General features: G+C 35.2%; 11 protein-coding genes and 1 other annotated feature. All 11 genes read left to right on the top strand.

Going from position 1 to position 11848, the window contains the following annotated elements; all coding sequences use genetic code 11:
- The first annotated feature begins 98 nt into the window (after nucleotides 1-98).
- The 11 genes from QM512_RS03855 to QM512_RS03805 all read left to right on the top strand — a co-directional run bounded on the left by QM512_RS03855 (nucleotide 99) and on the right by QM512_RS03805 (nucleotide 11842).
- The gene (locus QM512_RS03855) at nucleotides 99-1142 is read left to right on the top strand and encodes a zinc-binding dehydrogenase (protein WP_282806204.1); all 1044 of its coding nucleotides are present in this window, start codon (nucleotides 99-101) and stop codon (nucleotides 1140-1142) included.
- 155 nt (nucleotides 1143-1297) lie between these two features.
- Nucleotides 1298-2044, top strand: a complete 747-nt coding sequence (locus QM512_RS03850) for a DUF4097 family beta strand repeat-containing protein (protein WP_282806203.1) — start codon at nucleotides 1298-1300, stop codon at nucleotides 2042-2044.
- Nucleotides 2045-2229: 185 nt separating this feature from the next.
- Nucleotides 2230-2475, top strand: a binding site (T-box leader).
- A gap of 63 nt (nucleotides 2476-2538) precedes the next feature.
- Nucleotides 2539-3918 carry a branched-chain amino acid transport system II carrier protein gene (gene brnQ, locus QM512_RS03845; RefSeq protein ID WP_394358299.1) on the top strand — a complete coding sequence of 460 codons (1380 nt, stop codon included), beginning with the start codon at nucleotides 2539-2541 and terminating at the stop codon, nucleotides 3916-3918.
- 201 nt (nucleotides 3919-4119) lie between these two features.
- Nucleotides 4120-4914 carry a Fe-S cluster assembly ATPase SufC gene (sufC, locus tag QM512_RS03840; RefSeq protein ID WP_282806202.1) on the top strand — a complete coding sequence of 265 codons (795 nt, stop codon included), beginning with the start codon at nucleotides 4120-4122 and terminating at the stop codon, nucleotides 4912-4914.
- 9 nt (nucleotides 4915-4923) lie between these two features.
- Entirely contained in the window at nucleotides 4924-6138 is a 1215-nt protein-coding gene (gene sufD / locus QM512_RS03835) for a Fe-S cluster assembly protein SufD (RefSeq protein ID WP_282806201.1), read from the top strand.
- Nucleotides 6110-7348 carry an aminotransferase class V-fold PLP-dependent enzyme gene (locus QM512_RS03830; RefSeq protein WP_282806200.1) on the top strand — a complete coding sequence of 413 codons (1239 nt, stop codon included), beginning with the start codon at nucleotides 6110-6112 and terminating at the stop codon, nucleotides 7346-7348. The genes sufD and QM512_RS03830 overlap by 29 nt, the downstream gene beginning before the upstream one ends.
- A complete protein-coding gene (gene sufU, locus QM512_RS03825; protein WP_282806199.1) occupies nucleotides 7335-7793 on the top strand; it encodes a Fe-S cluster assembly sulfur transfer protein SufU in 459 nt (152 codons plus the stop codon). The genes QM512_RS03830 and sufU overlap by 14 nt, the downstream gene beginning before the upstream one ends.
- Nucleotides 7786-9189 carry a Fe-S cluster assembly protein SufB gene (sufB, locus tag QM512_RS03820; protein ID WP_282806198.1) on the top strand — a complete coding sequence of 468 codons (1404 nt, stop codon included), beginning with the start codon at nucleotides 7786-7788 and terminating at the stop codon, nucleotides 9187-9189. Before sufU ends, sufB begins: the two co-directional genes overlap by 8 nt.
- Nucleotides 9189-9512, top strand: a complete 324-nt coding sequence (locus tag QM512_RS03815; protein ID WP_282806197.1) for a metal-sulfur cluster assembly factor — start codon at nucleotides 9189-9191, stop codon at nucleotides 9510-9512. Before sufB ends, QM512_RS03815 begins: the two co-directional genes overlap by 1 nt.
- Nucleotides 9513-9521: 9 nt before the next feature.
- Nucleotides 9522-11033 carry an Nramp family divalent metal transporter gene (locus QM512_RS03810; RefSeq protein ID WP_282806196.1) on the top strand — a complete coding sequence of 504 codons (1512 nt, stop codon included), beginning with the start codon at nucleotides 9522-9524 and terminating at the stop codon, nucleotides 11031-11033.
- A 68-nt stretch (nucleotides 11034-11101) separates the two neighbouring features.
- Nucleotides 11102-11842, top strand: a complete 741-nt coding sequence (locus tag QM512_RS03805; protein WP_282806195.1) for a class I SAM-dependent DNA methyltransferase — start codon at nucleotides 11102-11104, stop codon at nucleotides 11840-11842.
- Nucleotides 11843-11848: the final 6 nt, after the last annotated feature.

Genomic DNA, 11848 nt, shown 5'->3' with positions numbered 1-11848 from the left:
TAAATTACGTATAGTAGTATGTTTTTTTAGTAATTTTATGAACTAATACTTTCATTTAAACTAAACATGTAAGTTAATGGAATGAAAGGATATAGAGTATGAAAGCGGCAATTTTTGTAGAACCTGGTAAAGTAGAAGTAAAAGAAGTAGAAAAGCCTAAGATTGATGGAGAAAATCAAGCTATTATTCGAGTAATTAGAGCTAGTGTTTGTGGTTCAGACTTATGGTGGTTTAGAGGTATTGCTGATCGTGAAAGTGGGTCATTAATTGGCCACGAGGCAATTGGTGTTGTTGAAGCAGTAAGCGATGATGTAAAAGATATTAAAGTAAATGATTTTGTCATTGTCCCATTTACTCATGGATGCGGTCACTGTGTGGCATGTATCAATGGTTTTGAAGGTAATTGCTTAAATCAAAAACCAGGAACTAATGGCGGTTATCAAGCAGAGTACATGAAATATGAACCAGCAAATTCTGGCTTAGTTAAAATTCCTGGTAAGCCCGAAGATTATACTGATGATCAATTAGCATCTCTTCAAACTTTGTCAGATGTAATGGCAACTGGTTACCACGCTGCCTTAAATGCTGAAGTAAAACCTGGTGATACTGTAGCTGTAATTGGAGATGGGGCAGTTGGTCTTGCCGGTGTTATTGGCGCTAAGTTATTGGGGGCAGAAAAGATTATTCTTTTATCACACCACGATGATCGTGCACAATTAGGTAAAGAATTCGGTGCGACTGATATTGTATCTAGCCGAGATGAACAAGCAGTTAAAGATGTACTTGCTTTAACCAAGGAAAATGCTGGTGCGGATGCGGTTTTAGAGTGCGTTGGTGCCGAAAGTGCAATTGAACAAGCTGGACAAATTGCTCGCCCAGGTGCTGTAATTGGTAGAGTAGGTGTACCACATGCAGAACCAAAATCAAACCAACTATTCTGGAAAAATGTTGGTCTTCGCGGTGGTATTGCCTCAGTAACTAAGCCTGATAAAGAAGTATTATTAAAAGCAGTTCTTGATGATAAGATTAATCCAGGAAAAGTCTTTACTAAGAGCTTTGATTTAGATCATATTCAAGAAGCTTATGAAGCAATGAGTAATCGTGAAGCAATCAAATCATTAATTATTGTTAATGAAAAGTAATTTTTAAATAGAATCAATAAAAAGACAGCTCATGCTGTCTTTTTTTCATGTTAGGTATAATTTTTAACCACTTAGTTAACTTTCATTGAAAAGTATCTCTATGATAGTAAATTTAAATAAGATTAGTGAATGAATGATAAAAAGAGGTACATAAAATGTTTTTTAATAAGAGTGATGATACGAAAGATAAAGTTATTGACAAGGTTCTAAGTAACGACAGTTTTACTAACCTAAATATTGATTTGATTGATCTTGACCTCAAAATTGAAACCGGCGATAAGTTTGAAGTTCACTATAAAGGACTATCAGATGAAGAACCAAGCGTAGAATTGACTAATGATACTATTGAAATTAAGGAGCCAAAGATAGATCACAAAGATAGTAAATTATGGAAAAAAGGAATCTTTGAAGTAAATATAGTTAGTTATAACGATGGTGGAAATTTGATAATTACAGTTCCTGAAGATATCCATTTAAGTGCAGGACGTGTTTCAACAATTAGCGGAGATACAGATATTAAGAATTTAAAACTAGATTCTCTATCTTTATTTGTAGTGAGTGGAGATGTAAGTTTGAAAGAGACGCAAGTAGATGAAGTTAAATTGACTGCAACTTCAGGCGATATTGATTTTAAGAGGGTAAAAGTAAAGCAAGGGAAAGTTAAGTTAACCAGTGGTGACTTTACAATGAAAAATGGCGAAGTTTCTGGTAAACTTCAGGTTTCAACTTCTTCTGGCGATAATATTGTTGAAGATGTAAAAGCTCAGCAATATCAATTGAGTACCTTAAGCGGAGACAATTCACTTTTTGGGAAAAACGGAACAGTGGCAAAAGTAAATAGTACAAATAATGATGGCACTATTATTTTGAGCACTTTATCAGGTGACAATACGGTCAAGTAATTTTGTTTAAAAGAAGTTAGGTGAGTATTGAAGATTTAATTGGTAGGTATACGGAAGAAGCACCAAAGCATCGTATGAAAATACTTGAGTTAAACTAGCATAATATTAAATAGACAAAAATTTATAAAAAAACATTGACATTTATGATACTTATATTAAAATAATAATTAACAAATTTAATTAATCTGAAAACAAAGAGAAAGAAGAGTAGTTTAATCTTAATTTGCAGCGAGTCTCGTTAGGTGTGAGGAGATAAATTCTAAGGCTAGATGAAAATCACTTTCGAGTTCTAATTCTTAATTTTAAGTAAGAAGAAGTGGGAGCACCCGTTATAGTGCCAACGTATCGCCAAGTAATTGGCCGCACGTGAAAGGTATTGTTAGCAATAGCAATATAAATAAAGGGTGGTACCACGCTGAAGCGTCCCTCAATCAAAGTAATTTGGTTGAGGGACTTTTTTTGTATTCAGGGATATTTTTTTGGAGGGAAAGAATATGATGACAGAACATACATCGCGTAAATTAACATGGAAGGATTATTTAGTAGTTGCTTCTTTGCTATTTGGTTTATTCTTTGGAGCCGGTAACTTAATTTTTCCATTACATTTGGGGCAATTAGCTGGATCAAATTGGGGAACAGCAGCAGTTGGATTTTTAATTACAGGTGTGTTACTGCCTTTACTATCAGTTTTAGCTGTAGCAATTACTCACGCTGATGGTGTTTACGATATTGGAAAACCTTTAGGTGCCACCTTTGCAGTAGTCTTTATGGTTTTGATCCATGCAACAATCGGTCCTTTATTTGGTACACCAAGAACAGCAACAGTTTCATTTACAGTTGGAATTGCGCCATTTGTTCCTAAAAACGTGCAAGGACCAGCATTACTAATCTTTTCTGCCTTGTTCTTCTTAGCAGCTTTTGCTTTTTCTTACCATCAAAACAATATCTTGTCTAATGTTGGTAAAGTATTAAATCCACTATTTTTAGCTCTATTGTTCTTAGTCTTCGTTGTGGCATTTGCTCGTCCTTTAGGTAATCCTCAAACTGCGGCTGTTACTTCAGCTTACAAGCATGGCGCTTTAGTTAACGGTTTCTTAGAAGGCTACAACACAATGGATGCCTTGGCCGGATTAGCTTTTGGGGTGACTGTTGTTACAGCAGTTCGTGGTATGGGACAAAAGAGTGCAAAAAGTGTTTCAAAAGTTGTTGCTAAATCTGGCTTATTAGCTGTATTAGCTATCGGTTTTATCTATTTATTATTGATCTTAATGGGTGCAATGTCCTTAGGTCGTTTTAAAGTTTCAGATAACGGTGGGGTTGCATTTAATCAAATTGTTAATGTTTACGGTGGTGTGTTTGGTCAAGCATTGCTTGCATTCTTGTTAACTGTTACTTGTTTAACCACTGCTGTTGGTTTAGTTGCTGCCTTTGCGCAAGACTTCCATAAGCACTTCCCACAAGTTAGCTATCATGCTTGGTTAGCACTTAGTTGCTTAGCTTCGTTCTTAGCTGCTAACTTTGGATTAGATACGATCATTGCTTGGTCAACACCAATGCTAATGTTCTTATATCCTTTATCAATGGTATTAATCGTATTATCTGTTTGCTCACCATTGTTTAAGACGGATGGCGTTGTTTACTTATTTGTAATTGTCTTTACAGTTGTTCCAGCTTTAGGAGACATGGTAGTAGCCTTTCCAAATGTTGTTAGTCAGAGTTCATTTGGTTTAGCAGTTGCTTCATTAAGAAATCATTTGCCCCTAGCTAATATGGGATTATCTTGGCTTGTTCCAGCTCTACTTGGTTTAGCAATTGGATTGATGGTACATTTTGTAAAAAATAAAAAAGTAACTTCCTCATTAGAAGAAGATTAATATAAAAGTCTGCTGATTAATCAGCAGACTTTTTTGTTAAAAATAAATAACGATTAGGCCTATTGTAGTAAGACTTAAAATTGATTATTAAAAGTCAAGACTGAAATTATAGTTTTAATAGGTTTATATTATCTATATATTGTGTATAGACAATGATATATAGCACTAAATATAGAATAACGAATAAAAGTGAGGATCTAAATGGCTACTCTAGAAATTAAAGATTTACATGTTGAAGTTGAAGATAAGGATAGAAAAGCTAGAAAAAAGATTTTGAAAGGTGTGAATTTAACTCTTAAGACTGGTGAAATTCATGCAATTATGGGACCAAATGGAACAGGTAAATCTACCTTGTCTGAAACAATTATGGGAAATCCGCGTTACCACATAACTCAAGGGGACATTTTATTAAATGATGAAAGCATTATTGATATGCCAGTTGATGAGCGGGCTAGAAAAGGGCTGTTTCTAGCAATGCAGTATCCAGCTGAAGTTCCAGGGGTAACCAATGCTGAGTTTTTACGAGCTGCAATTAATGCACGTCGTCCAAAAGATAACCCAATTCCAGTAATGATTTTCTTAAATGAACTAGATAAAAATCTTGATCTATTGGATATGAAAGAAGCAATGACTGAGCGCTATCTAAATGAAGGCTTTTCGGGTGGAGAAAAGAAGCGCAATGAGATCTTGCAGATGTTAATGATTAAGCCAAGCTTTGGTATTTTGGATGAAATTGATTCAGGCCTTGATATTGATGCTTTAAGAGTAGTATCACGTGGAGTTAATGCCATGAGAGGAGACAGTTTTGGAGCCTTAATGATTACGCACTATCAACGCTTGCTTGATTATATTGTTCCAGATGTAGTTCATGTAATGATGGATGGACGGGTTGTAAAAGACGGCGGTCCTGATCTAGCTAAGAAGCTTGAAAAAGAAGGTTATGCTGGCTTACGAGATGAGCTTGGCTTAGATATTAAACTAGTTGATGAAAATTAGGAGGCTCATATGCTAAGTAAAGAAAATTTACTTAATTTCTCTTATAAAAATAATGAACCTTCGTGGTTAACTAATTTACGGGTTGAGGCTTTCAAAAAAATAAATGACTTGCGATATCCTAAAATGCAACGTTTTTCTTATCAAGATTGGCCACTAATTAAAAAAGAAGATTTCTCTTGGCGTAATCAGGCTGATTTTACTTTAAAGTCAGCTCAAAAAGATTTAGAAAAGAAGGGCATAATTCTAACAGATCTTTTTACTGCAAGTCAGAACTATCCTGATCTAGTTCAACTGTCATTAGCTTCTGTAATTGAACAAGGTGAAGATAAGTTAACTGCTTATCATTATGCCTACTTAAATTCTGGTCTATTTCTTTATATTCCTAAAAATACTACTTTAGATGAACCGATTACTATTTCCTTAAGCCCAACTCAAGATCCGTATATTTCACATATCTTAATTGTGGCTGATAATAACAGCAAGGTGAAATTCTTAGAAGAAATTCAGAATAAAGGACAGCAAGTCCAATCAGCTAACTTAATGGTTGAAATTCTTGCTCGTCCTGGTAGCCATGTTGAATTTTCTTCGCTTGATGAACTTGGTCAAAAAACGCACCTTTACTTTAATCGTCGGGCAAAAATTGAAAAGGATGCGCATGTTGAATGGGCGATTGCATTCATGAATGATTCAAACACAATTGGTGATCTCGATTCAGAGTTAATTGGAGAAGGTAGTTTTGCTGATTCAAAGGCGATAGCTGTTACAACTGGTGATCAAAAAGTTGGTATCAACAATCGTGTGACTAATCGAGGACCTCATTCAATCGGCTTAATTAATCAACGAGGAGTTTTATTAGAAAATTCTCGCTTAATTTTTAATGGAATTGGTCAAATCGTTCACGGGGCACATGGCTCAAAAGCGGATCAACAAAATCGTGTATTGATGATGTCTGATGAAGCGCACGGGGATGCAAATCCACTGCTTTTAATTGATGAAAATGATGTTATCGCTGCTCATGCGGCTAGTGTTGGCCCGGTTGATAAGATTCAAATGAACTATTTGATGAGTCGCGGAATTCCTTATAATCAAGCTCAAAGATTAGTTATTCGCGGCTTTCTCGGCGCAGTTTTAGATGCAATTCCAGATAAAGACGTTCGACAAAAAATGATTGATATCTTAGAGAGAAAGTTAATCGATGGACAAACTAAACGTAAAGAAAATTAAAGCTGATTTTCCAGTTATTAATAAAAAGATCAATGATGAACAAATAGTTTATTTGGATAATGCTGCAACTAGTCAAATGCCAATATCTGTTGAAGAAAAGATAAGAAACTTTACTGAAATGAATCGAGCCAATGTTCATCGCGGTGTTCATACTTTAGGCTTAAGAGCAACTGATCTTTATGAAAAAAGTCGGCAAAAAGTAGCTGACTTTATTGGAGCAAATAGCGATAAAGAAGTGATTTTTACCAGTGGATGTACTGATAGTTTGAACTTAATTGCTACAAGTTTTGGTGAACAGAACATTAGTGCAGGAGACGAAATAGTTGTTTCAATTATGGAGCATCATAGTAATTTATTGCCTTGGCAGCAATTAGCCAAAAGAAAAGGAGCACAGCTAAAGTTTATTGAAATAACTAAGAATGGTCATTTAGATCTTGAGGATTTAGAAACTAAAATTAGCTCGAAAACTAAAATTGTAGCTTTAACTCATGTGAGTAATGTTTTAGGAACAATTAATCCAGTTAAAAAAGTAATAAAACTAGCCCATGAAAAAGGCGCAGTTGTCGTAATTGATGGTGCACAAGCAGTTGGTCATTTTTCGGTTAATGTGAATGATTTAGATGCAGATTTTTATGCATTTTCGGGTCATAAAATGTTTGCTCCAACAGGAATTGGAGTTTTATATGGCAAAAAAAGTCTTTTAAATGAGATGCTACCTTATCGCTTTGGCGGAGAAATGATTGCCAATGTAACTAGAAAAGGAGCAAGCTGGGCAGAAATACCACAAAAATTTGAAGCTGGAACACCAAATATTTCTGGAGCAATTGGGTTAGCAGCTGCAATTAATTATTTAAATTCATTAGATTTAAAGTTCATTCAAAAACATGAGACAGAGCTAACTACTTATGCTTTAGAAAAATTATCAAAAATTTCTGGCTTAACACTCTATGGTCCAAAGGAGAATCGTAATCGAACTGGCGTCTTGTCTTTTAATTTGAAGGACATTCATCCTCATGATTTGGCAACAGCTCTGGACTTAGATGGAATCGAAGTTAGGGCGGGGCATCATTGTGCCCAACCTTTAATGGAGAGTCTACAAACTGAATCAACTGTACGCGCTAGCTTGTCTATTTACAATAGCAAAGATGATATTAATAAATTAGTGAGCTCGCTTCAAGAAGTAAAGGAGTTTTTCAGTGAGTTTAGATAAGTTAAGAAGTTTATACAAGGCTGTAATTTTAGATCATGCACAAATGCCACGCAACTTTGGTAAATTGGCAGTTCTTACTAATGAGACTACAGTTTATAATCCTACTTGCGGCGATAGAATTCATTTAACGATTTTCGTTGAAAATGATCAAATCAAAGAGATTGCTTTTGATGGAGAAGGATGCACCATTAGTAAGGCTTCTGCTAGTATGATGACTCAATTAGTGAAGAGGAAAAATATTGAAGAAGCGCTTGAATTTTCAAAAATATTTTCTGATCTAGCAGCTGGAAAGCAGCACAAAGAGCAAGATTTGCAATCGTTAGGAGATGCTCAGGTATTAGTAAATATTATGGAATTTCCTGCAAGAATTAAGTGCGCTACCTTAGCTTGGTGGGGATTGGACCGAGCATTACTTGGTAAAGAAAAGGAAGAAGAAAATGACTAAAGCAGAGGATATAGTTAAAGACGAAGATTATCAGTTTGGCTTTCATGATGATGTAAAACCAAAATTTTCAACAGGCCGTGGACTAACTGAAGAAGTAGTTCGGCAAATTTCGGCTGAAAAACACGAGCCGAAATGGATGCTAGATTACCGGTTAAAAGCCTTTAATATTTACAAAAAAATGCCAATGCCAAGCTTTGGTCCTGATCTTTCAGGTCTTGATTTAGATGATATGCTTTATTATCAAAAAATGACTGATAAAAAATACCGTGACTGGAAAGACGTACCGCAAGATATTAAAGATACATTTGAAAGGCTGGGAGTTCCGCAAGCAGAACGTAAATATTTAGCTGGATCAGCTGCTCAATATGAGTCAGAAATGGTTTATCACAAAATGAAAGAGCAATTTGATAAATTAGGGATTATTTTCACTGATACTGACACTGCTTTGCAGAAATATCCTGACTTGTTTAAGAAATACTTTGGTAAATTAGTTCCAATTGATTCAAATAAATTCTCTGCTTTAAATTGTGCTGTATGGTCAGGCGGTACGTTTATTTACGTACCAAAGGGTGTTCAAGTTCCGACTCCAGTTCAAGCTTATTTTAGATTAAATGCAGAAAATTCAGGTCAATTTGAACGAACTTTGATCATCGTTGATGAAGGAGCACATCTTGACTACGTTGAAGGATGCACGGCTCCGCAATATTTATCGGATTCTCTTCATGCGGCCGTTGTTGAGGTAAATGTCCTCGATAATGCATATTGTCGCTACACTACGATTCAAAACTGGTCTGATAATGTTTATAGTCTAGAGACTAAGAGAGCTGTTGCTAAAAAACATGCAACGATGGAATGGGTCGACGGAAATTTAGGAGCTAAAGTCACCATGAAATATCCGAGTGTATACCTAAACGGCGAGGGAGCACGTGGAACTATGCTTTCAATTGCCGTTGCACATCATGGAATTCATCAGGACTCGGGAGCAGGGATGTTTCATAATGCACCGAATACTTCTAGTTCAATTGTTTCAAAGTCAATTGCTAAAGGCGGAGGCTCAACAGATTATCGCGGTAGTGTTAAGTTTTCGAAAAAGTCGGATGGATCAAAAGCTCATGTTGAATGTGACACAATTATCATGGACGATCAGTCATCTTCAGATACGATTCCAACTAACGCAATTGAAAATTCGAATGTAGCAATGGAACACGAAGCTACTGTTTCCAAAATTTCTGAGGATCAATTGTACTATCTTGAAAGTCGCGGTATCCCTGAAAGAAAAGCAACAGAGATGATTATTATGGGATTCGTTGAACCCTTCACTAAGCAATTACCGATGGAATATGCGGTTGAGCTTAATCGGCTAATTAGCTTTCAAATGGAAGGGTCAATTGGATAATGTTAGAAGTAGAAAATTTATCTGATCAAGAAAAAGCCGTCTATGATGCTTTAAAAGATGTGATTGATCCAGAATTGCAAGTTGATATTGTTGATTTGGGATTAATTTATGGAATTGAAGTAATTGATAAAACTTGTAAGATCACAATGACTCTTACTATTATGGGCTGTCCTCTAAGTGAGTGGCTTAATAATACAATTACTAAAGCAGCAAAAAGCGTAGCAAATATAAATGACTGTCAGATTAAAGTCGTCTGGTATCCGCAATGGAATCCAAGTATGATGTCACGAATTGCTCGGATGACACTTGGAATTCATGGATAGGAGTTACTGATGGAAAATCATAGTTTTATTTCATACGCAAATGGTAAATCGCTAGCTGAAATTAACAGTACAATTGCAGTCCCTAAGACTAAGAATTTTTTTAGAATGCTTTTCGCCTATACTGGTCCTGGTGCATTAGTTGCTGTTGGCTATATGGATCCAGGGAACTGGGCTGCTTCAATTAATGGTGGACAAAGCTTTAATTTTTTATTGATTTCCACTATTTTAATCTCTAGTTTAATGGCAATGCTTTTGCAATATATGTCAGCAAAATTGGGAATTGTTACGCAAATGGATTTAGCACAAGCGATTCGTGCTAGAACCAGTAAAAGATTAAGTTTTATTCTTTGGATTGTAATTGAATTGGCGATTATGGCGACAGACGTTGCAGAAGTTATTGGAGCCGCAATTGCTTTGAATCTTTTATTTAAAATTCCGCTAGTTGTGGCTACATTTATCACTATTTTAGACGTGTTTCTACTATTATTATTGTCAAAAGTTGGATTTAGAAAGATAGAGGCCTTAATTTCTTGTCTAATAATGGTGATCTTGCTTTTTTTTGCTTATCAAGTTATGTTAGCAGAGCCTAATTGGAATCAGATTTTTTTATCCATTTTTCCAAGTCCTAAACTAGTTGCGCAACATCCAGTAGTTAATGGACTTTCACCATTAACAGGTAGTTTAGGGATTATGGGGGCAACAGTTATGCCACACAATTTTTATCTGCATTCATCAATTTGTCAAACAAGAAAAATTAATCATGATGATATAAATGATGTTCAAAATGCAGTTTGTTTTACTACTTGGGATTCAAATATTCAACTCATTCTGGCATTCTTTGTTAACGTGCTTTTATTAATAATGGGAGCTGCTGTTTTTAAAAGCGGAGCAGTTAAAGATAGTTCATTTTTTGGCCTATACGATGCCTTGAGCAATACTGCAATGTTGAGTAATCCAATTCTAATCTCAGTTGCTAAAACTGGAATTTTATCTGTTTTATTTGCAATTGCTCTTCTTGCATCAGGACAGAATTCGACAATTACTGGAACATTGACTGGTCAAATTGTCATGGAGGGCTTTATTCATTTGAAGATGCCACTTTGGGCCAGACGATTGTTTACGCGGTTATTGTCTGTAATTCCAGTTATCATTTGCGTTGTTATGACAGCAAATGACACAATTTCTCAGCAACACTTTGCACTTAATATGCTGTTAGAAAATTCACAAGTATTCTTAGCTTTTGCTGTACCTTTTTCAATTGTTCCATTATTAATTATGACTGATGACAAAAGAATGATGGGGCAATTTAAAAATAGAAGAATATGGTCTATTTTAGGCTGGATTAGTTCAATTATTTTAATTTTCTTGAACTTGTACAATTTACCAGCAACGTTTGTTTCATTTGAGATGATGCCTAAGCAAGACGCGATTATCTTGGCATATATAGTGATTGCATTAATTATTTTATTAATGGCTTGGACTTGTTGGGATATGAAAAAAATTAGAAGTACTAATAAATAGTTTTAATATTTTGGGTAATTAGGTTAAGATTAAGAGAATAAAAATAATAATAGATCGGATTATGAAATATGATTTATCAAACCTTTGCCCAATTGTATGATCAATTATTTGACTCTGATATGTATAAAAGTTGGGAAAAATTTACCTTAGCTAATCTTGAAAAGCAAGATTGCAAATTACTCGACTTAGCAGGAGGGAGCGGAAGATTAGCTGTCCTTCTTGCAAAAGACGGAGTGAATGTTACGGTAGCCGACTTTTCAGATGAAATGCTTAGCTTGGCAGATCAACATCAAAATGAAAGTAATGTGGACTTGCAATTAGTTCAAGTCGATATGCGTGATTTAAGTGTTCTTGAAAAGTATGATGCAATTACATGCTATGCGGATTCTTTCTGCTATTTAGATGATGAACAGGATTTATTGCAAACATTTTCTGAAATAGTTAAACACTTAAAGGATGACGGTGTGTTTTTATTTGATGTGATTACACCACATCAAACGGATGATATTTACCCAGGATTTATGTATAACTATCAGGATGAAGATCATAGTCGGGCATTTATGTGGCAAAGCTATGCCGATGATGACGTTGAACATGGCGTAATTCATGATTTAACGTTTTTCAATCGTTTGCCAAATGGTGAGTATAATCGTTTGTCTGAAACACATTATGAACGTGCTTATGAATTGGATACTATTAAGCAATTATTGAAAGAAGCTGGCTTTAATTCGATTGAAGTTGGCTCTGACTTTAGTTTAGAAATGAAAGAAGAACAGCCTACCCGGTGGTTCTTTAAATGTAAAAAATAAAAAGTT

The organism is Lactobacillus isalae (assembly GCF_947539375.1).
GTDB lineage: Bacteria > Bacillota > Bacilli > Lactobacillales > Lactobacillaceae > Lactobacillus > Lactobacillus isalae.
This window is presented reverse-complemented; position numbering and strand designations above follow the sequence as displayed.

What these genes read in the sequence shown, in the direction of transcription:
- sufC (WP_282806202.1), top strand. Translation starts at nt 4,120, where the DNA reads ATGGCTACTCTAGAAATTAAAGATTTACATGTTGAAGTTGAAGATAAG.
- QM512_RS03850 (WP_282806203.1), top strand. Translation starts at nt 1,298, where the DNA reads ATGTTTTTTAATAAGAGTGATGATACGAAAGATAAAGTTATTGACAAG.
- QM512_RS03830 (WP_282806200.1), top strand. Translation starts at nt 6,110, where the DNA reads ATGGACAAACTAAACGTAAAGAAAATTAAAGCTGATTTTCCAGTTATT.
- brnQ (WP_394358299.1), top strand. Translation starts at nt 2,539, where the DNA reads ATGATGACAGAACATACATCGCGTAAATTAACATGGAAGGATTATTTA.
- QM512_RS03805 (WP_282806195.1), top strand. Translation starts at nt 11,102, where the DNA reads ATGATTTATCAAACCTTTGCCCAATTGTATGATCAATTATTTGACTCT.
- QM512_RS03815 (WP_282806197.1), top strand. Translation starts at nt 9,189, where the DNA reads ATGTTAGAAGTAGAAAATTTATCTGATCAAGAAAAAGCCGTCTATGAT.
- sufB (WP_282806198.1), top strand. Translation starts at nt 7,786, where the DNA reads ATGACTAAAGCAGAGGATATAGTTAAAGACGAAGATTATCAGTTTGGC.
- QM512_RS03810 (WP_282806196.1), top strand. Translation starts at nt 9,522, where the DNA reads ATGGAAAATCATAGTTTTATTTCATACGCAAATGGTAAATCGCTAGCT.
- sufD (WP_282806201.1), top strand. Translation starts at nt 4,924, where the DNA reads ATGCTAAGTAAAGAAAATTTACTTAATTTCTCTTATAAAAATAATGAA.
- QM512_RS03855 (WP_282806204.1), top strand. Translation starts at nt 99, where the DNA reads ATGAAAGCGGCAATTTTTGTAGAACCTGGTAAAGTAGAAGTAAAAGAA.